The organism is Spirosoma flavus (assembly GCF_054778555.1).
Genome location: NZ_BAAGZL010000001.1, coordinates 1 through 22,110, shown reverse-complemented (window position 1 = coordinate 22,110; position 22,110 = coordinate 1). Strand labels below are relative to the sequence as shown.

Sequence of the window (22,110 nt, the reverse complement as noted above, 5' to 3'; positions counted from 1 at the left end):
CATCGGCATTATAGGCAACAAAGATACAGTCGGTTTGTTACTAGTTATGAAGTACTTTCGGACTGTTAATATCAAATTCGGCAACCCAATGCTACGGCAAAATGGTTGTGATTATTAGTTTCATCGAACAGATTCCTCATGGCAAGCGTCAAAGAGAAAACCTCCTCGGGTAAATCCAAACAGAATGGTCAGGCTCCGGCGGCTGCAAAAACGCAGCATCCAAAAGAGCGTTATATGTACTGGTACGAATCCATGCAGTTGCAGCGCAAGTTCGAAGAGAAAGCCGGGCAGCTCTATGGTCAGCAGAAAATTCGGGGATTTTGTCACCTGTATATTGGCCAGGAAGCCTGCTCATCGGGCTCTTACACAGCGCTTACCAAAGATGACAAATGGATCACCGCTTACCGCGATCACGGTATTCCGCTCGCGTTAGGTTCTGACCCCAAAGCAATTATGGCCGAGTTGTTTGCCAAGCAAACCGGCTCTTCGAAAGGAAAAGGCGGCTCGATGCACATCTTCGATAAGTCGGTTAATTTCGTCGGTGGCCACGGCATTGTTGGTGCACAAATTCCGATGGGCGCGGGTATTGGTTTTGCGGAGAAATACAACAAGACTAATAACCTCTGCATTACGTTCATGGGCGATGGCGCCGTCCGTCAGGGTGCGTTGCACGAAGCTTTTAACATGGCTATGCTCTGGAAAATACCGGTCATTTTCGTGGTAGAAAACAACGGCTATGCGATGGGTACGTCTGTTGCGCGTACGTCGAACGTAACGGATTTATACACGCTGGCGGAAGCTTACGATATGCCCTCTGAGCCGGTTGACGCGATGAGCGTTGAAGCCGTTCACGAAGCCGTTAGCCGGGCCGCCGAACGTGCTCGGGCAGGAGAGGGGCCAACCTTCCTTGAGTTCCGGACGTATCGTTACCGTGGTCATTCAATGTCGGACCCTCAGAAATACCGGTCTAAGGATGAAGTAGAATCGTATAAAATGCGTGACCCAATCGAGCAAGTTAAAGCTGCGATTTTAGAGAAAGGTTTCGCGACAGAAGATGAGCTTACGGCCATTGATCAGAAGATAAAAGGCATTGTGGATGAGTCTGTTCGGTTTGCTGAAGAGTCGCCATATCCCCCAGCAGAAGAAGCGTTTAAAGACGTTTATATGCAACAGGATTATCCTTTCTTAATGGAGTAATTCTGAATTTGTTCTTTATGTTATGTCCGGGCTTATAACCCGGACATTTTTTTGAACTTTCATTCAATATTAAATGTATATACATCAAATGTCGTTGTATTTAAAATACAATCAGAAACATTACCACCTTTTAACGTATTAAGCAATTATGGAAACCCTGATCAATGGCCTTCACCACGTAACAACTCTGGCGGGCGATACGCAACGTAACGTTGATTTTTACACCGATATTCTGGGACTTCGTTTGGTAAAGAAAACGGTGAATTTTGACGCGCCTGACGTCTACCATTTATATTACGGTAACGAAACCGGCTCCCCCGGAACGATTCTAACTTTCTTTCCATACGGCGGTATTCCTCGGGGGCGTAAAGGTGTTGGGCAGTTGACGTACACGGCATTTTCCGCTCCGACCGCTTCCTTAAGCTATTGGATGGACCGTTTGCATGAATTTCATATTCCTCATACAGGCCCTCAAAATCGTTTTTCTGAAACGTACATACGCTTCGAGGATTACGACGGCATGGGTATTGAACTTGTCTTTACAAGCGATGATTTGCGGCCTGGTTGGGACAATGGACGGATTCCAGCAGAGTTTTCCATACGTGGTTTTTATACCGCTACGTTAAACGAACTCCGCACTGATCGGACGATCAACCTTTTGACGGAGATTATGCAACATACGCTGGTAGGTGAGGAGGGAGGTCGTTTCCGGTTCAAAGCTGGTAATGGTGGCCCCGGAAATTTTGTCGATGTTTTGCACTCGCCTACGGATGTGCATGCACTACAAGGGGCAGGTTCGGTACACCACGTAGCGTTCTCAACCAACACTGACGAAACCCAGTTGATTATTCAGCAACAGTTAGCGGAGGCTGGTTACCACGTAACACCGGTTCAGGACCGTAACTATTTTAACAGTATCTATTTCCGTGAGCCGGGCGGAATTCTGTTTGAAGTGGCGACAAATCCTCCAGGATTTACGGTGGATGAGCCGCTCGCTACGTTAGGCACTACGTTGAAATTGCCTCCACAATATGAAGCTCGGCGGGCTAAACTCGAAGCCGCGCTTCCGGAAATCGTTTTGAAATAATTTATTTTCAAAAGGCTTGCGGTGAGCAGACGTATTAGTTTGTACTACGTTGCTCACCGCAAGTATTTTTAACGTATCGAACGATTATGATTCACAACCCTAATAATATTATCACAGCCGGAGTACCACTTGAAACGGCCTCAAAAGTCATGATTATGGTTCATGGAAGAGGTGGCTCCGCTCGTGATATTTTGTCGCTTTCGCAGTATGTTCAGGATAAAGATTTTGCGTTTATTGCTCCGGAAGCAAATGGAAACACTTGGTATCCGTACTCTTTCCTGCGACCCACCTCCGATAACGAGCCTTACCTGTCTTCTGCCCTTGAAGTCATGGCAAGTTTGCGTGCACGTATGCAGTCTGATTTCAATTTTAAATTACCACAGATTTACTGGCTAGGTTTTTCGCAAGGTGCTTGTCTGATGCTCGAATTTGTGGCACGTAACGCGGCTCAATACGGTGGAGTTTTTGGGCTGAGTGGAGGATTAATCGGTCCCGATGGTACGTCTCGTAACTACGATGGAATGTTAGAAAATACGCCTGTTTTTTTGGGGTGTAGTGACAATGATTCTCATGTTCCGAAGGAGCGCGTTCTAGAAACGGAAAACATATTTCGTGGCATGGGGGGTAAGGTAACGGCCAAGTTATACCCAAATTTTTCGCACACCATCAACGAAGATGAGTTAAACCTTGTTAATTTGCTGATAACCGATTCGCATTAGTCGGCTTTGTATTTAACAAAATTGCCTATGAGCCAATACATGGTTGAATTCGACCTTCCGTCTGTTATGGATGAAGACTTTGCAAATCTGATTCCGGCCCAACGGCTCAAAGTAGAAGAACTGATGGAAAAAGGAGTTTTATTATCTTATTCTCTTTCCATTGATCGACAAAAACTTTGGTGCATTTTCAAAGTAGATTCGGAGTTAGAAGCGATGGAATATATTGCCGAATTTCCGCTCATAAAATACATGACCCCAATGATTACTGAACTCATGTTTCATAATATGATTGCGGCTAGGATTCCTCTCTTTTCATTGAACTAATATTAGTGAAAAAGCCCTTTTAAATAAGGGCTTTTTTGTGTGAAACAATTGGACTTTAGTTTTAGTATTTTGCTAAAACTACTTATGTAACCAGGTTTTTGCAGGTTACATAAGTAGTTAAGTGCCTGATAATCAAGTTTCACGTGGAACATAGCACCAATAAGTCATCCACTAAGTCTTTATAAAAATTTCATGAAAACAAACGTACTGATTTGCCACTCTGAAAGTGAATTGGAAGCGCATTTTTCAGAGGATTTTATTGCACATATTGATGGAAAAAAAACCATAACACTACGTCAATTTTATGAAGAAATTGCTGATGTATTAGAGATACCAGATTTCGGTTTTAACCTCGACGCATTAAGTGTTTCTCTTAACGATTTACAATGGTTGGAAGACAGACGTATTGTCTTATATTTCACCGATACAGATTCACTAATAAGTAAAGAACGTGATCCGGCAAAAGTGGGTGCGCTGCTAAGTGTTTTAGATGCAACAGCCGAGGACTGGAAATGGGTTGATGAGGGCGAAAATCTCGATCCAAAAGAAATCATTATTGTATTTGAAGAAAGTAATCGGATTCGAAAATTCCTCGAAAATGAGGCCATTGACTACATCGAAATAGCAGCCTTATAGTAGCATTCCACTGCAACAATTTTGCCAAACTCACTGTTACATTTATGTGCCGCCGGAAAAGTCTTCCAGCGGCTTTTCGTGTTAAAAGATTCAGAATGGGCATAAGAAATGAACGTAGTTTTTCTGTATGGTAACTGAATCGTAAGTCAACTATTTCAACCTGAATTCCACTTGAAACCTGAAGAATTGATCGGTCTATACGCCGACGATAGTCTCATAAAATTGTTGGCTGAGCCTTTCTCCCGCAAGCAGTCAGCCGAAGTGCAGCGATTACAAATCAAAGGACTATCAGGAAGTTTAGATGCCGTTCTGGCCTCAACAATTTTTAAGTCAGCTGGCGGAAATCACTTATTCATTATGACCGATCGTGATGAGGCCGCCTACTTTTTTAACGATTTACAAAATCTGTTAAGCCGAGAGGTGCTGCTTTTTCCGATGTCGTATAAAAAACCTTATCAGTATGAGGAGGTCGAAAATGCGAACGTATTAATGCGGGCAGAAGTCCTGAATAAATTGAATCCGGCACCTAAGGAGGGACTGCTGATGGTAACGTATCCAGAAGCACTGTCTGAAAAAGTTATCAATAAACGGTCGTTACAAGCTAATACGTTGACCATACGGGTGGGAGAGAAGGTGGATACAACTTTTGTATCAGAACTGCTCCAGACGTATGAATTTGAGAAGACGGACTTCGTGTATGAAGCCGGCCAGTTCTCAGTACGCGGGGGGATAATTGACGTATTCTCGTTTGCCAGTGAGTTTCCATACCGGATTGATCTGTTTGACGACGAAGTAGAAAGTATCCGCAAATTCAATCCAGAATCACAGCTTTCTACCGACCCGGTTGACTTCATTAATATCATTCCCAATATTCAGACAAAACTGATTGAGGAAAGCCGTGAACCATTTTTCGATTTCCTGCCAGAGGGCACAACAGTTTGGGCGAAGGATGTTGAATTCACACTTGAAATTATTGATAATAGTTACGAAAAAGCGGAACAAAGTTTTGCTTCGATACTTGCAAGCAGTGGCGGTATACAGGTGATTTCAGATCCGAGCGATTTATTCGAAACCCGTCGAACCTTCTTGAATGACCTGAAGAAATTCCGGACTGTGGAATTCGGTCGCAAATTCTATTTTAAAACCGAAGGAAAACAACAGTATATATCGAAACCACAGCCTTCGTTTAACCGAGATTTCAAGCGGCTCGTTGATACGTTAGGGGAAAATCAGGCAAAAGGGTTTACGAACGTGATCGCTGCCGAATCGTTCAAACAACTCGACCGACTACGTACTATTTTCGAAGAACTTGACCCGTTCGTGAAATTTCAGCCTATGAATATTGGGCTGCGAGAAGGGTTTATTGATGAGGCAGTAAAAATCGCCTGTTTCACGGATCACCAAATCTTCGATCGATATTATAAGTATCGTGTTCAGGATAAATTTTCGAAATCGAAAGCGCTGACACTTCGTGAGCTGAAGACACTGCAACCGGGCGACTACGTAACGCATGTTGATCATGGAATCGGGCGCTTTGCGGGTCTGGAGAAAGTTGATCATGCCGGGAACGAGCAAGAAGCAATACGTCTCATTTATCGTGATAATGACATTTTGCTTGTAAGTATTCACAGCTTACATAAAATCGCAAAATACAGCGGCAAGGAGGGCGGTCCTCCGGTGATGAGTAAGCTAGGGTCGCAGGAGTGGGAGAATAAGAAATCTCGTATACGGAAGCAGGTAAAAGACATTGCTCGGGAGTTAATCGCACTTTATGCCAAACGACGTACCGCGCCCGGCTATGCTTATAGCCGTGATAGCTTTCTTCAGGCAGAGTTAGAATCATCTTTCTTATACGAAGACACTCCTGATCAGGCAAAAGCAACGAACGACGTAAAGGACGACATGGAGCGTCCGCACCCGATGGATAGGCTTGTGTGTGGTGATGTTGGTTTTGGGAAAACTGAAGTGGCGATACGTGCCGCCTTCAAAGCGGTCACTGATAACAAACAGGTAGCAATGCTGGTGCCGACCACTATATTGGCCATGCAACATTTTAAGACGTTTAGCGAGCGTCTGAGCGACTTTCCAGTGAAGATCGAGTATATCAATCGTTTCAGGACCTCAGCTCAAATTAAAGAGATTTTGAAAGGTGTTACGTCGGGCGAAATCGGAATATTGATTGGAACGCATCGTATCGTCAACAAAGACATCAAGTTTAAAGATTTAGGTTTATTGGTAATTGATGAAGAACAGAAGTTTGGTGTAAAAACCAAAGACCGCCTTAAAGAGATGCGGGTGGAAGTAGATGTATTGACACTAACAGCAACACCTATTCCACGGACACTACACTTCTCGCTTATGGGTGCGCGGGATTTATCTGTAATCGCAACACCTCCACCGAACCGGCAGCCCGTTACAACCGAAGTACACCCCTATAATGAAACTATTATTCGGGATGCTGTCAGTTATGAGATTCGACGGGGAGGACAAGTTTTCTTTGTACACAATCGTGTAAGCGATATTGAATCAATTGGCAATTTAATCATGCGGCTGGTACCAGAAGCACGTATCGGTGTTGCACATGGTCAGATGGAAGGAGATCGTCTGGAACGTATCATGACCCGATTTATCGAGGGCGATTATGACGTATTGATTTCGACGAACATCATTGAATCGGGTCTGGATATTCCGAACGCAAACACCATTTTGATAAACAACGCTCATTATTTCGGATTGTCTGATTTGCACCAAATGCGGGGTAGGGTAGGGCGATCTAATCGAAAAGCCTTCTGTTATCTTCTTACGCCACCACCGACAGTACTAACAGCAGATGCCCGTAAACGACTTCAAACGCTTGAGGATTTTTCGGATCTGGGAGAAGGATTCAAAATCGCCATGCGCGATCTTGATATTCGAGGAGCAGGAAACCTACTAGGAGCTGAGCAAAGTGGCTTTATCAACGATTTGGGTTTTGAGATGTATCACAAAGTTCTGGATGAAGCGGTTCAGGAGTTACGCGAAAATGAATTCAAAGATTTGTTCGAAGCTAAACCGGGAGACTTGAAACTTGCTCTTCCAGACACAGTAATTGAAACTGATTTGCAGGTTGTAATCCCCGAACGCTACGTCTCCAATATATCGGAACGGTTGGCGTTATATACACGCTTGGATAGCTTACAAAACATTACTGAACTAGAAGCTTTTCGGCAAGAAATTATCGACCGGTTTGGGCCAATGCCTGAGGAAGTCCAAAATCTGATCAAAATGGTTAATGTGCGCTGGAAAGCAGAGCAATTATACCTCGAAAAACTGACCTTAAAGAATAATATCCTGAAAGGATACTTCGTTTCTAACGGGAACGACGACTTCTTCCGATCAGACCAGTTTGGCAAGGTAATTGACTACATCAAGCGAAACCCGGCAAATTGTTCACTGAAGGAGTCGAAGGGAAGGCCCATTTTTACGCATACCAATGTGTTCTCAGTAGAGCAATTGGACGAAATTTTGGGAGCAATGACAAACTAAGAGATGGTCGACGAAAGATACCATTTGAGCTAATTCGGCTTGATTATGAAGTCTTTCCTACTCCATCTGCCATCTTTTTTCTAATTTTGCACCTACGTATTTACACAAAAAAGCAATGATTCAAAAGTATCACCTGCAACGAGCGGCTTATGTGTTGTTGGCAACGGCAGCCCTTGCAGCTTGTAAACCTAAGCACCCGACTAGTGTGCAGCCCGGCAAGAAGAGTACGGCGACGGGAATTGCTTACAACCAAAAAGATGGTTTTCAGGTAAAGAAATTTGCGGGACAAAAAGCGGGTCCGAACCTTGTATTCATCGAAGGTGGTCGTTTTACGATGGGTGCTCTTGAGGAGGACGTAATGAATAGCCGCGACAACCGTGAACGTACCGTTTCGATTCAATCTTTTTACATGGATGAAACCGAAATGGCCAATGTTCACTACCTCGAATATCTGAATGCCATTACACGAGATTCATCGGAGGAAGTTGTAAAAGCCGCATTACCAGATACAACAGTTTGGGCAAATCCGCTTTCATTCAATGATTCTTACGTAACACAGTATCTGCGTTATCCTGCTTTCCGGTACTATCCAGTTGTAGGCGTTTCATGGGTACAAGCGAATGACTATGCCGTGTGGCGGTCGAATGCTGTCAATAACGAAATGGCAAAAGGCGGTACCAGCACAAAGAAAAAAGGAGGAGGTTTCTCGCTAAAACGTAAGTCGAAGAAAGAAGCTGAAGAACCTGCAATGGCTGAAGCAACTGCGGCTACACCTGCCAAACCAAGTCTAGAAAGTGGCATGATTCTACCTGATTACCGGCTTCCGACAGAGGCTGAGTGGGAATACGCTGCTAAGGCTCTCATAGGAACGCAATACATGGACGAGAATCAAATAAATCAGCGGATTTATCCCTGGGATGGTTCATCAGTTCGTAACCCCAAGAAAGGCCGCAAACAGGGTCAGATGTTAGCCAACTTCAAACGGGGTCGCGGTGACTATGCTGGTATTGCAGGACGTTCTAACGATGGTGCCATTATCACTGCTGAAATTTATGCGTATCCTGCTAATGACTTTGGTTTGTACAATATGGCAGGTAACGTAAATGAGTGGGTTATGGATGTTTATCGCCCGCTTTCCTATCAGGACGTTAATGATTTGAATCCTGTCCGCCGGAATGGTTATATGGATGATTCGAAAAACTATGACGTTAAGAATAAGCAGTCATTAATTGACGATAAGCTTCGGGTTTACAAAGGTGGCTCCTGGAATGATGTAGCTTACTGGTTGTCTCCTGGAACACGTCGCTTCTTAGATCAGGACTCGGCAACAGCTATGATTGGTTTCCGTTGTGCCATGATTGGTGTAGGACGTAATAAATAAGACTCTACGTTGAAAATCAAAAAGGCCGCTCGATGAGTGGCCTTTTTGATTTTCAACGTACCATAATTGAAAAGTTATTTGGTCACCGCCAATGTTAGAATACTTACCGATTTACAACCTGCTTTGATTAGTTCAAGCGCACAAGCTTCCAACGTAGCACCAGTGGTCAATACATCATCAACCAATGCTACGTTGAGTCCTTTCACTTTTTCAGGATTAGCAACAGAGAAAACTGACTTAACATTTTCCCAACGTTCTAGTCGATTTTTACTGGTTTGGGATTGCTTAAATTCATTGCGAACAAGTATATCCGAGCTTATCGCTACGTTCATGGCTTTACCGAAACCTTCTGCAATATAATCGGCTTGATTATAGCCTCGCTGCTGTAGTCTGCTTGTATGCAACGGTACGCCAATTATTACGTCTATACCGTTAAGTTGCCCGCTTTCTAATTTTAATTGATGAGCATACCAGCCTGCAATTTCCTGCGCAGCTTCTTTTTGCCCTTTGTATTTAATGCTATGAATTAGCTTTTGAACAATACCGCCTTTGGTAAAGTAAACGTAGGACGCTAAAAATTGAATCGGTGCTTTTCCGGCAAACTTATTGAGGAGATTTAAGTCATACGGTTCGCGATGCTGGCCAGTCTCCGGTAAAGTTATTCGGCAAGATGTACACAGAAATTTCTCATTATCGCCTAATAAATTATTACAACCTAAACAGGGAGTAGGGAAGAGGAGGTTAAGAAAATCAGAAGTGATACGTTGAATAAACCGAAACATTACAATCGTTCGTTAATTACATATAATTCCTTGTAATTTAGAGAGAAGAATAATTCAACAGACTGTGATAGAGGAAAAAAGTATAGATGCAAGCTGGGAAGATTTACTCAATCAATTAGAAAGATTGGTTGGTAAGCGCCCTGCTGACTTAAATGCCGTATTATTTTTAATCGGCGTACAAGAACTGGGTACTGGCCCCAAACGCTTCTCAAAAGAAGCAAAACAAGACTTAATGCACATAGCCGTATGTAGGGTATTAAGCTTGTCTGGATACTATGTGTTCGAAGGCCATGATAAAGATGGCTGGCCACAGTGGACGTTGGTAAGGTCAATCCCTCATGGCGATTTGTTATCTCAGGAAAGCTTTCTGAAGCAACACATAATTCATTATTTCGAAACTCAACTCGTTTAACTCAATCAACCTGAACTTTATGCAATCCTCAACCGCCTATACTACGTTGCTTGAGCGCATCGACGAGTATAAGAGACGTTATTTCCAAAATCAGTTAGTGAAGGGTAGCCTATTTTTTCTAGCCTTGGTAGGCAGCGGTTATTTGCTTATTAACACAGCTGAATTTGTAGGTCGTTTCGATACAGTTGGCCGGGGAATTCTGTTCTTTGGTTTTTTACTGACAATTCTTGCCGGTTTATACATGCTAATTATTCGGCCCCTTATGAGTCTGTACGGGTTGAATAAGCCTTTATCAAATGATGAAGCTGCTCGTCAGATTGGCACCGTATTTCCCGATGTTGGGGATAAATTGCTTAATACGTTACAGCTACAACGCATTTCAGTTGATCAAAGTGATTTACTACAAGCGAGTTTAAATCAGCGTTCACAGCAGCTGCTTATTAATCGATTTGCGAATGCGATTCAGATAAGTCGGAATCGTCAGTTTCTGAAATATGCCATTCCACCCTTGGCAATTATCCTGCTGATTCTGATTTTAAACCCAGGCTTTTTCACAAAGTCGTCAACTCGGATTGTGAATTATGATAAAGAATTTGTCGTAGAAGCGCCTTTTCAGTTCATCGTTCAGAACAAGTCAATGAAGGCTTTTCGGAATGAAGATTTTCCGCTTTCGGTGAAATTAACGGGTGACGCTATTCCTCAGGCGGTATACGTAGTGGCAAATGGAACTCGCTTTAAACTTGATCAGACGGGTGATAAATTCACGTATAATTTCGATAATCTTCAACGTGATCTAGACTTTCACTTGGAGGCAGCTGGCTTTAATTCGCCAACGTATAAGGTTATATTAATCGACCGTCCAGCCGTCCTATCATTTAACGTAAAGCTCGAATATCCAGCTTATTTGAACAAACCAGCAGAGCAGCTTTCAAATGTTGGTAACTTGTTGGTTCCACAAGGGACGGTAGCTAATTGGGAATTTGCAGCTGATCATACAGACTCTCTTTTGTTCCGATTTAATACCGATCCGAGACCAACTCCAGCTCGTTTAGTTGACAACAATACATTTGTTTTAAACCGTAGAGTGATGCAAAATGCGGTTTATACAGTTTCATTAAAGAATGGTCAGATTGCTTCACCATCTACCATTCAATATAATGTACAGGTCATTCCAGACCGATATCCGCAAATTTCAGTTGACCGGATACAGGATACTGTTACGTACAATTACATCGCTCTTTCCGGATTGATTTCCGATGATTATGGCTTCTCAAAACTTAAGCTTAATTATAAGATTCTGCGAAATGGAAAGCCTTCTCCTAATTACGTAACAGACATTCCGGTTAACCGCTCTACTACGTCTCAGAACTTTGTTTACAACTGGTCGCTCGATAGCTTGAAGCTTGGACAGGAAGATCGGCTTGAGTACTACGTTCAGGTCTGGGATAATGACGGCGTGAATGGACCAAAGTCCAGCCGATCGAATCAGTTGAATTTTGTGGTTCCATCAAACTCTGAAATTCAAGAGCAGATCGATAAATCAGCGGAAAAGACACAAGAGCAAATAGACAATGCGTTAAGCAAAACGCAGGCGATTAAGAAGGAACTTAACCAGATGGAAGAGCGGATGCGTACGAAAAAGACATCCGATTTTCAGGATAAGAAGCAATTGCAGGAAGTACTTCAGAAGCGGGAAGAGCTGTTGAAGGAGATCCAAAAACTTCAGGAGCAGTTCCAGAAAACGAATGAAACACAACAGCGTTTTGCTGACAAAAATCAGCAAGTTCAGGATAAGTTAGACCAATTGCAGAAGCTTTTTAATGAACTGCTCGACCCAGAATCGAAGCAACTTTATGAGCAGCTTAAGCAAATGCTGGAGCGGAAGCAAGATGAAAAGGCGTCTGATTTATTGAATAAATTGAGCCGTAAAGAAAAGAATTTAGAACGTGACTTAGACCGTGCTCTAAAACTCTTCAAGCAAATGCAGCTTGAGCAGAAGGTAAATAATATTGCCGAAAATCTTGAGAAGCAAGCAGAGAATCTTGAGAAACAAGCGGATGAAAATGCCAAGAAAAATGAGACTTCTCAAGATCAGCAAAAGCAACAGGAGAAGTCTCAGGAAGATTTCAAGAAGACCCAAGAAGAGTTAAAAGAAGTAGCTAAAGAAGCCGAGAAAGAGGATCTTAACAAGCCTGAGGACTCAGAGAAAGAGCAGCAGGAGATTGAGAAAGAAATGGAAGAGGCTACTAAAGACATGAAGAGCAATAAGGGAAAACAGGCCTCTTCTAAGCAGCAAAAGTCGGCTAAGTCGATGAGGGCGATGAGTAAATCGATGAAGGAATCTATGGAGTCGGCCGAGATGCAGGAAATGCAGGAGAATATGGATGACTTACGTAACATTCTCGATAACCTCATTACACTATCTTTTGGGCAGGAACGTGTAATGAAAGATTTCAGGGGCATGAGTCTTCAGGATCCCCGTGTAACGAAGCTTTCACAGGAGCAGCTAAAGCTTCAGGACGACGCAAAAATTATTGAGGATAGCCTCAACGCATTGGCTAGCCGGGTAGTCCAAATTCAGTCATTTGTTACCCGTGAACTTACCAATATGAAATCATATATGGATGAGAGCACCCAGCAATTGCGTGAGCGCCGTCTAAGCATGGCTTCCTCAAAGCAGCAATTTGCCATGACTTCGATTAACAACTTAGCGCTTATGTTGAGTGACGTATTAAAGAATATGCAGCAGCAAATGAATGCAATGGCGATGCCGGGTAAAGGGAAGGGTGGCAAGAAAGGAGAGAAACCTGGCGGGATGGGTGAGATGCAGCAGCAACTAAATGGCAAGATGCAGCAATTGCAGAAAGGAGGCAAATCGGGTAGGGGACTTTCCGAGGAGCTTTCTCAAATGGCCGCTGAGCAAGCTATGATCCGTCAAATGTTGAAGAAGATGGAAGAGAATGCGAAAGGAACTGAAGCTGGTAAACAACAAGAGAAACAGATAAAAGAGTTGATGGAGAAAATGGATGAATCTGAAACTGATTTGGTAAATAAACGTGTCAATCAGAATCTCATTAATAGGCAAAATGAAATTTTAACTCGTTTGCTGGAATCTGAGAAAGCCCTTAAGCAGCAGGATGAAGATCCAAAGCGTCAAGCTGAGACAGCTAAATCGATGAAGCGTAGTACACCTTCTTTTTTCGATTCTACAAATTTGCAGAATAAAACGAAGCAAGTTGAAGTGTTACGTTCTGTTACTCCAAACTATAATCTGTTTTATAAAAAAGAAGCAAATCAGTATCTTCAGAAAGTGAGTAAGTAATATTTTATTGGCTTATTAAAACCGCTGGCTTGGCACAAAGTCCAGCGGTTTTTTGTTGGGTTTTTATTAGGTTTTCGTATTTTCTTCAACTTTCAACAATTTTGCAAAAAGTTTCACGTGGAAACTTTTTGCAAAAGTTATCAAAATGTATTCTTCTTACGACGTCATTGTAGTAGGGGCTGGCCATGCAGGTTGTGAAGCAGCGCATGCAGCCGCCACAATGGGTTCACAGGTATTGTTGATTACAATGAACATGCAAACTATTGCACAAATGTCATGTAATCCGGCTATGGGTGGCGTAGCCAAAGGTCAAATAGTTCGCGAAGTAGACGCACTAGGTGGGATGTCGGGCATAATTAGCGACAAAAGCATGATTCAGTTTCGAATGCTGAATCGTTCAAAAGGTCCTGCAATGTGGAGTCCTAGATGCCAAAGCGATCGAAATTTGTTTGCCTGGGAATGGCGTAAAGCTTTAGAAGAAAATCACAACATCGATTTCTGGCAGGATACGGTTCAGGAAATCATAGTAAAAGATGGAAACGTAGCAGGCGTAAAAACAAATCTGGGTGTAGAATTTACAGCGAAATCTGTTGTTCTTACCAACGGTACGTTCCTAAATGGCCAGATGTTCATTGGCGAAAAAGTCTTTGGAGGAGGACGTACCGCCGAACGTGCTGCAACTGGATTGACTGAACAGTTAATGCAATTAGGCTTTGAATCTGGACGTATGAAAACCGGTACACCGCCACGTGTTGATGGCCGGAGTTTAAATTACGACGTAATGGAAGAACAACTTGGGGACGAAAAACCAAGTAAATTCTCTTACATAGACACACCAATATTGACAAAACAACGTAGTTGCTGGATCACATACACGAACCAAGCAGTACACGATGAACTCAAAACAGGGTTTGATAAATCACCAATGTTTACAGGACGTATCAAGGGCTTAGGTCCACGATACTGTCCATCAGTTGAGGATAAAATAAACCGCTTTGCTGATAAAGACCGCCATCAAATTTTTGTTGAACCAGAAGGATGGGACACGGTAGAAGTTTACGTAAATGGCTTTTCAACCTCGTTACCTGAAACAGTTCAGTATAATGCGCTACGTAAAATTCCCGGTTTTGAGAACGTACGCATGTTCCGACCGGGTTATGCAGTAGAATATGATTTCTTTCCACCTACCCAATTAAAACCGACTCTTGAGACCCAATTAGTGAATCACTTGTTTTTCGCAGGTCAAATAAACGGAACTACGGGTTATGAAGAAGCGGCATGTCAGGGATTGATTGCTGGTATTAACGCCCATCGACGAGCGCATGATGAGGATGAATTTACAGTCAAACGATCTGAAGCTTATATAGGGGTATTAATTGATGACCTCATAACAAAAGGTACTGAGGAACCCTATCGTATGTTTACGTCAAGAGCAGAATATCGCACGTTACTACGTCAGGATAATGCCGATTTACGGTTAACCGAAAAAGGCTTTGCTGTAGGTCTAGCTTCGCAAGAACGCCATGATGCCATGACTACCAAACGTGACGGATTAGCCAAATTGACTGAAGCCATTCGATCAACCAAAGTAAAACCGGAAGATATTAACGATTGGCTGGCAGAGAAGGGTAGCTCTCCACTACGTGAAAAAAGCAGCTTATATACATTACTGAAAAGACCAGAAGTTGAACACGGGGATGTAAACGGACTTCTTAAACTAGTGCCAGATTTGCCAACAGTAGGGGAGGAGGTCATTGAACAAACCGTCATCGAAATTAAATACGAGGACTACCTGAATCGGGAAAAGCAAAACGCAGAGAAATTGGATAAATGGGAAAACCTGTCCATTAACCCAAGTTTTGACTATGACCGACTAAAGGCACTGTCGTATGAAGGGAAAGAAAAATTGAAACGCTTGCGTCCATCAACTATTGGTCAGGCTTCACGTATCAGCGGTGTGAGCCCATCAGATGTTTCGATCTTACTTGTTTACATGGGCCGTTAACAACAAAAATCCTTGCGATTAACTATTTTATTAATCGCAGGTATCTGTCTTCACTAATCACAATTCGAGATTTTGGAAACCGTAAATCAGTGCCCGGTCTGTGAAAATACGACCTTCAAACCATATTTAGTTTGTAAAGACTACCTTGTAAGTAATCAGGAATTTTCGATTAAGGAATGCAGCCATTGCGGTTTCCGGCTGACCAATCCTCGTCCAGATGGAAATTCTATAAGCGCTTATTATAAGTCAGACCAGTACGTTTCCCACAATGATGAAAGTCGGGGAATAATAAATACTGTATATAGAATGGTTAGGTCATATACGCTACGTTCGAAAGTTAACCTGATTAATAAGCTAAACGGAACACAGGGAGCTATACTTGACGTAGGATGTGGCACGGGGGCTTTTTTAGAAAGTTGCCGGAATAATGGCTGGAAAGTCATGGGTATGGAACCTGATCCAGATGCTAGGAAAATATCCAGTAAAAAATTAGAAGCCGAAATTCAATCGAATTTAAGTGCGATAGTCGGTTCAAAGCCGTTCGATATAATTACGTTATGGCACGTACTCGAACACATTGCTGATCTGAACGTAACGATTCCTCAGCTTCACCAATTGTTAAGTCAAAATGGTACGTTACTTATTGCCGTACCTAATTCTGATTCTTACGATGCCCAATATTTCAAGCAGTATTGGGCAGCATATGACGTTCCTCGACATTTACATCACTTTACGCCAAAAACGATTTCTCGTTTATTTGAGAAGCACGGCTTTAAACTAGTATATAAAAAGCCAATGGTTTTCGATGCATTTTACATCGGCCTATTGAGTACCCGATATCAGGGTGGCAAAACAGATTATTTAAAAAGCATACGAGTAGGGCTTACTTCTAATTCCGAAGCTAACAAAACAGGAAATTCCTCAAGCCAGATCTATCTCTTCAAAAAGGCATAATAATTGTGACACTTTTCCTGAAAGCCTCTATAGCTTGGACTTCAGGAAAACAGGTCTATTCTAAATTAAAAAAGTGAAATTTTCTTGTGAATAACTATGTGCATAAATATACTATGCTCGTGGAAAACATGTTTACAAGCTATTGAGTTACTGTGGAATAGTGATCAAGTAATCCACAAGGGCTTTTCATGTTCAAGTTTCTGTGGAGAAACAGCCACATATCAAATCAAATTCCACAGATTTTCCCCAACAAAAAATGTGTATAGATTTTATACACAAATCCACAAAAGATAACCACACAATTTGTGGATAAAATGTTATTATCTTAAAAGTGAATATATTACGAGTGGATAAGCTAACTTCAGTGGGTGGATAAGTTTAAGAATTTATCCACAGCAGTGGTTAGTAGAAGTGGACAACTTATTTGTTCACATTTCCACACAGCTAATGGTTATAATAACGTTCTTTTTAAAAAGAAAATTTATAAAATGTTAATAAGGTCAAAAGTCATTGTTACGTTGTTGTGGCTGTTGTCAGTCGGAATGGCATGGGGTCAGGCAGGGGCGACGCTGGCCGAGGAATACTACAAAGCCGGCGAATTTGAAAAAGCCGCAAACGAGTACGCAAAGTTGTTAAAGACTGAGGTAACGTGGACTCGGTTATCACGCTACGTGTACAGCCTTCAAAAAAGCAACAAAGCTGAAGACGCAAATAAATTTTTGCGTAAGCAACAACGTAGTGATGAACCAAACCGTGCCTATTATGAACTGCTGATAGGGCAGACGGCAACGCAGCAAGGGGACACTACGTTGGCAAAGACTCAATACACAGCAGCTATTCAATCGAGCAAAGCAACAGTAGCAAAGCTGGAAAAGATTGCAACAGCCTTTAAAGAGGCCGGAGAGACGCGCTGGGCGATTCGCGCGCTTGAATCGGCACGAGAGCTCGGAAAAGATCCAACGGCTTACAGCGAGGATTTAATGGGCCTTTATCGGGCTACTGAGCAAACGGAAAAGACTATTGAAGAAATTATTACAACCAGTAAGCAAGCTGAAAAGAAAGAAACAGTGTTAGCGGCTTTACAAGGGTTTATCAACACTAAGGATGAACCACTTGTGGAAAAAGCGCTATATACGCGTATTCAGCAGGAACCAAACGAGTTAGCCTACAATGAACTCCTGATCTGGTATTTCGTTCAGAAACAGAAGTTTAGTCGGGCACTGCTACAGGAAAAAGCAACAGATAAACGGTTGAAATTAAACGGCAGCCGGGTGTATGAATTGGGCATGCTGGCCATGAACAACAAAGAATATAAAGTGGCCGCAGAAGCATTTGAGTACGTAACAGTTACTTATCCACAAGGTCAACTGTACGCATTTGCTCGTAGGTTAGTTATCAACGCCCGTGAAGAGCAGGTAAAAAACACGTATCCAGTTGATAAAGGAGAAATTCGTAAACTCATCAGCGATTATCAACGAATGTTGCAGGAAATAGGGACAAACGTTAAAACGCTGGAAGCACTACGTAGCACGGCCAATTTGTATGGAAATTACCTCGACAGTAAAGACACGGCGTTAACGGTACTTGATCTGGCAATTGATTTAGGGAAAACAGATAAGAATTTCGTTGATCGCTGCAAGCTAGACAAAGGAGATATATACCTGCTCAAAGGAGAGCCTTGGGAATCTACCCTCCTCTATTCGCAGGTAGAAAAATCGCAGAAAGAAGAATTGTTGGGCTATGAAGCCAAATTAAAGAATGCCAAACTACATTATTACAAGGGCAGTTTTGCCGTAGCGAAAGATCTACTAGACGTATTAAAACTTGCTACGTCCCGCGAAATCGCTAATGATGCTGAGCAATTGAGCTTACTGATTGTCGATAATACGGGCATGGATAGTACCGAAGCCGCTATGCGAGAATACGCGTCAATTGACTTATTGCTTTTCCAAAATAAAACGGAGGAAGCAGTTGAAGCGCTCAACGGCATGTTAAAGAAGTACGCTGACCACACAATTGTTGATGAAGTATTATGGCTTCGGGCAAATACATTCATGAAGCAAGGGAAGAATAACGAAGCACTTGAGGATTTGAAGAAAATAGTAGCTACCTATCCCTACGACATCTTAGGAGATGACGCCATGTTTACGCAGGGAAAGATTTATGAAGAGCGTTTGAAAGATAAGCAGGCAGCTATGGAGGCCTATCAAAAAGTGCTAACGCAATATCCGGGCAGCATTTACGGGGCAGAAGCCAGAAAACGTTTTAGAATATTACGTGGAGACACTGTGAATTAACTGCTCATTTATCCACATAAAAAGGGCCAATTCACGTGAATTGGCCCTTTTTATGTGGGTAACTTTGTGGATAAGCCTATTTAAGGTTAGGATGCGGTCTGCAAAAGAGATTCCTTAAAGGCCTCATAATTAGCTGGTATTTGAATACTTTGTTTGCTACGTTGTGCTAAAATAGCAAGCCGTTCAGGTACATCAATTGACTTCTCAAGAACTGATTCGACGAGTGGTTTGAATTTAGATGGATGTGCAGTAGATAAAGCTATACCCACTACATCTCGTTCAGAAGCTTGCAGATAAGCTTGCAAACCCATGATTCCGATAGCCGTGTGTGGACAAGCGACGTAATCATAGAGTGCGTCGATACGTCTCATACCTGCTCTGGTTTCTTCATCATCATAAAAGTAGCCTGATACGTTCTTGCTGATTTGATGAAAATTATCACCATATAAATGCTTCAGCCGCACAAAATTGCTTGGATTGCCTACATCCATAGCATTTGAAATAGTGGCAACAGAAGTTTCTGGAGAAAAAACCCCACTTTCAAGGTAAGTTGGAACAATGTGGTTAATATTCGTAGAAGCGATAAAATGGTGGACAGGTAAACCCATCTGCTGTACCATTACTCCGGCGCTTAGATTACCAAAATTTCCACTTGGTACGGAAAAAACAACTGGCTTACCATATTCTCTAACTTGACCGTAAGCTCGAACGTAGTAAAAACCTTGAGGAATCAGACGAAAAATATTAATTGAGTTTGCGGAAGATAGCGATAACTGGGCATTTAGTTCAGCATCTACGAAAGCTTGTTTAACAATAGCCTGGCAATCGTCGAACGAACCTTCAACTTCAAATGCCTGTACATTCCCACCTAACGTAGTCAATTGTTTTTCCTGCAAATCGCTTACACGTCCACTAGGATATAGGATTGAAACTCGAATGCCCGGTACGTTATGAAATCCCATCGCAACCGCTCCACCTGTATCACCTGACGTAGCAACCAGAATATTTACCTCCTTATCGTTACGTCTCGAAAAGTGAGACATCAATGCTGCCATATAGCGAGCTCCTACGTCCTTAAAAGCTAACGAGGGACCATGAAACAACTCCAAAACCCCAATATTTCCTGGTTCCAGGTCAACTACAGGCGTATCGAACGAAAAAGCATTATGAGTAAGCTCTTCTAAATCAGCAGAATTAATTTCAGAGCCGAACAGCTCTTTACTGATTGCATAACCAATATCTGCCAGCGAACTACCAGCGATACGTTCAAAAAAAGAAGAGCCTAAATGAGGCAAAGGAATAGGCATATACAAGCCTTTGTCCGCAGGCATACTATGAAAAAGGGCTTCTTCAGTTGTTACAGTTTCCTGTGGATTATTTGTACTATAAAAACGCATATGCTTAAATCTGGATAATACCACAAAGTACGGTAAATCAAGCCAATGAAAAGGAAGATGATAAATGAAATGTGGAAAACTAATCCAGATTAGTGGATAAGTAGGGCAATCCGTAAATTTGTAAAATCAAACACTTCATAACCTACGTACTAAACGTTAGGCGAGACAAATCACAGATACAATTATGTCATTCGGAATATTCAACGTACCAACTCCAGTAAATGAACCGGTTAAAGAGTACCGTCCAGGTTCTCCCGAACGTGAAGCAGTTAAAAAAGCACTGACTGATTTTCGGAATCAGGAAACCGATATTCCCATGTACATAGGTGGACAGGAGGTACGTACCGATAAAAAATTGCGTGTAGCTCCGCCACATGATCATCAACACACGCTGGGATACTTTTATGAAGGTGAATCTGAACATGTAAAACAGGCAATTGAAGCGGCCTTATCCGCTAAAGCAAATTGGGCAAATTTGTCTTGGGAACACAGAGCAGGTATCTTTCTAAAAGCTGCAGATCTAATTGCTGGACCATATCGGGCACGTATCAATGCTGCTACGATGCTAGGACAATCAAAAAATGTGTATCAGGCAGAAATTGATTCGGCTTGCGAATTAATAGATTTCCTGCGTTTCAATGTGTATTACGCAGATGAGATTTATCGACAGCAACCAAATTCGTCGCCAGGCGTTTGGAATCGGACAGAATATCGTCCGCTGGAGGGATTTGTATTTGCGCTGACTCCGTTCAATTTTACGGCTATAGCGGGCAATCTTCCAACATCTGCAGCCCTAATGGGAAATACAGTGGTATGGAAGCCAGCTTATACACAAGTGTTAGCTGCCAAGGTAATTATGGAAGTGCTTCAGGAAGCAGGCCTTCCTAATGGAGTCATAAACTTAATTTATGTGGATGGGCCGGTAGCAGGGGATGTGATTTTTAGCCATCCAGATTTTGCTGGTATCCATTTTACTGGAAGTACAGGCGTTTTTCAGCAAATTTGGGCTACGATTGGAGCAAATATCCACAAATACAAAAGTTATCCACGTATCGTTGGTGAAACTGGTGGAAAAGACTTTGTCTTAGTACATGAATCGGCAGATGTTGACGAAGTCGCAGTTGGATTGGTGCGGGGCGCTTTTGAATTTCAAGGTCAAAAATGTTCTGCGGCCTCTCGTGCATACCTACCGTCAAACATCTGGCCAGCTATTGAAGCAAAGGTCAAACAGTTTCTAAGTGAACTAAAAATGGGTGGTACTGAGGATTTCACCAACTTCATAAATGCTGTTATAGATGAGAGAGCATTTAAAAAGATAGCTGCCTATATTGATGAAGCGAAAAGTAGCAGTGAAGTCAAAATTATTGCTGGTGGAAATCATGATAGTTCAAAAGGCTATTTTATCGAACCAACCGTATTTTTGGTAGATAGAGCTCATTACCGAACAATGTGTGAGGAAATTTTTGGGCCAGTACTGTCTATATATGTGTACGAGCCGGAAGAATTTGAGAAAATCATAGAAACAGTAAACACTACGTCGCCGTATGCATTAACAGGTTCCGTCTTCGCAAAAGATCGTTACGTAATTGAACTGGTTGCGAAAAAGCTACAAAATGCTGCCGGAAATTTTTATATTAATGATAAACCGACAGGAGCAGTAGTTGGTCAACAACCGTTTGGAGGGGCTCGTGCTTCGGGAACAAATGATAAAGCTGGTTCAGCTCTGAACCTATACCGCTGGGTTTCAGCCAGAACAATTAAAGAAACATTTGTTCCGCCGAAACAATACGGGTATCCATTTTTGGAAGCGGAAAAAAAATCTTAAAAAAGTTTTGGAGAGGGCTTGCGAAAGGCCAAAAATACCCCTACCTTTGCAGTCCCAAAACAATGGGGAAGGCCAACAATGGTTGGTCGCCATCTCGAAAGAGAGACCGTTCTTTGACGTATTGACATCTACAGGTAGCACTAATAAGGCTAAAAACACAGTATTTGGATTTATCCGGATACACAATTATTTACGATGGAGAGTTTGATCCTGGCTCAGGATGAACGCTAGCGGCAGGCCTAATACA

General features: G+C 42.4%; 15 protein-coding genes. 13 read left to right on the top strand and 2 right to left on the bottom strand.

All coding sequences use genetic code 11. The features are described 5' to 3' along the window. Positions 1-138: 138 nt before the first annotated feature. The 7 genes from pdhA (at position 139) to ACYVF1_RS00045 (ending at position 8,869) form a co-directional block, all read left to right on the top strand. The gene (gene pdhA, locus ACYVF1_RS00075) at positions 139-1,197 is read left to right on the top strand and encodes a pyruvate dehydrogenase (acetyl-transferring) E1 component subunit alpha (RefSeq protein ID WP_461074352.1); all 1,059 of its coding nucleotides are present in this window, start codon (positions 139-141) and stop codon (positions 1,195-1,197) included. A 148-nt stretch (positions 1,198-1,345) separates the two neighbouring features. Next, positions 1,346-2,284 carry a ring-cleaving dioxygenase gene (locus ACYVF1_RS00070; RefSeq protein WP_461074350.1) on the top strand — a complete coding sequence of 313 codons (939 nt, stop codon included), beginning with the start codon at positions 1,346-1,348 and terminating at the stop codon, positions 2,282-2,284. A gap of 86 nt (positions 2,285-2,370) precedes the next feature. After that, positions 2,371-3,003: an alpha/beta hydrolase gene (locus tag ACYVF1_RS00065; RefSeq protein ID WP_461074348.1), complete on the top strand. Its 633-nt coding sequence runs from the start codon at positions 2,371-2,373 to the stop codon at positions 3,001-3,003. A gap of 27 nt (positions 3,004-3,030) precedes the next feature. Next, positions 3,031-3,327: a muconolactone Delta-isomerase family protein gene (locus tag ACYVF1_RS00060; protein ID WP_461074346.1), complete on the top strand. Its 297-nt coding sequence runs from the start codon at positions 3,031-3,033 to the stop codon at positions 3,325-3,327. Between the two features lie 192 nt (positions 3,328-3,519). Next, entirely contained in the window at positions 3,520-3,963 is a 444-nt protein-coding gene (locus tag ACYVF1_RS00055) for a barstar family protein (RefSeq protein ID WP_461074344.1), read from the top strand. Positions 3,964-4,134: 171 nt separating this feature from the next. Then, positions 4,135-7,488, top strand: a complete 3,354-nt coding sequence (mfd, locus tag ACYVF1_RS00050) for a transcription-repair coupling factor (RefSeq protein ID WP_461074342.1) — start codon at positions 4,135-4,137, stop codon at positions 7,486-7,488. A gap of 115 nt (positions 7,489-7,603) precedes the next feature. After that, positions 7,604-8,869, top strand: coding sequence for an SUMF1/EgtB/PvdO family nonheme iron enzyme (locus tag ACYVF1_RS00045; protein WP_461074340.1), 1,266 nt, complete (start codon positions 7,604-7,606; stop codon positions 8,867-8,869). Between the two features lie 74 nt (positions 8,870-8,943). On the opposite strand, the gene ACYVF1_RS00040 is transcribed toward ACYVF1_RS00045, so the two are convergent. Next, complete coding sequence (locus ACYVF1_RS00040; protein WP_461074338.1) at positions 8,944-9,651, bottom strand: ComF family protein; 708 nt, start codon at positions 9,649-9,651, stop codon at positions 8,944-8,946. 67 nt (positions 9,652-9,718) lie between these two features. Here ACYVF1_RS00040 and ACYVF1_RS00035 point away from each other — a divergent pair, with 67 nt between their 5' ends. The 5 genes from ACYVF1_RS00035 to ACYVF1_RS00015 all read left to right on the top strand — a co-directional run bounded on the left by ACYVF1_RS00035 (position 9,719) and on the right by ACYVF1_RS00015 (position 18,641). Beyond that, positions 9,719-10,063: a hypothetical protein gene (locus ACYVF1_RS00035; RefSeq protein ID WP_461077765.1), complete on the top strand. Its 345-nt coding sequence runs from the start codon at positions 9,719-9,721 to the stop codon at positions 10,061-10,063. A gap of 19 nt (positions 10,064-10,082) precedes the next feature. Continuing rightward, positions 10,083-13,385 carry a DUF4175 family protein gene (locus ACYVF1_RS00030; protein ID WP_461074336.1) on the top strand — a complete coding sequence of 1,101 codons (3,303 nt, stop codon included), beginning with the start codon at positions 10,083-10,085 and terminating at the stop codon, positions 13,383-13,385. A 145-nt stretch (positions 13,386-13,530) separates the two neighbouring features. After that, a complete protein-coding gene (gene mnmG / locus ACYVF1_RS00025) occupies positions 13,531-15,390 on the top strand; it encodes a tRNA uridine-5-carboxymethylaminomethyl(34) synthesis enzyme MnmG (protein ID WP_461074334.1) in 1,860 nt (619 codons plus the stop codon). A gap of 72 nt (positions 15,391-15,462) precedes the next feature. Beyond that, positions 15,463-16,344, top strand: coding sequence for a class I SAM-dependent methyltransferase (locus tag ACYVF1_RS00020; RefSeq protein WP_461074332.1), 882 nt, complete (start codon positions 15,463-15,465; stop codon positions 16,342-16,344). A gap of 488 nt (positions 16,345-16,832) precedes the next feature. Further along, positions 16,833-18,641, top strand: a complete 1,809-nt coding sequence (locus ACYVF1_RS00015) for a tetratricopeptide repeat protein (protein ID WP_461074330.1) — start codon at positions 16,833-16,835, stop codon at positions 18,639-18,641. 86 nt (positions 18,642-18,727) lie between these two features. Here ACYVF1_RS00015 and thrC read toward each other — a convergent pair whose 3' ends face one another. Then, positions 18,728-20,038 carry a threonine synthase gene (gene thrC / locus ACYVF1_RS00010; protein ID WP_461074328.1) on the bottom strand — a complete coding sequence of 437 codons (1,311 nt, stop codon included), beginning with the start codon at positions 20,036-20,038 and terminating at the stop codon, positions 18,728-18,730. A gap of 184 nt (positions 20,039-20,222) precedes the next feature. On the opposite strand from thrC, the gene pruA reads away from it, so the two are divergent. Then, positions 20,223-21,863, top strand: a complete 1,641-nt coding sequence (pruA, locus tag ACYVF1_RS00005; RefSeq protein ID WP_461074326.1) for an L-glutamate gamma-semialdehyde dehydrogenase — start codon at positions 20,223-20,225, stop codon at positions 21,861-21,863. Positions 21,864-22,110: the final 247 nt, after the last annotated feature.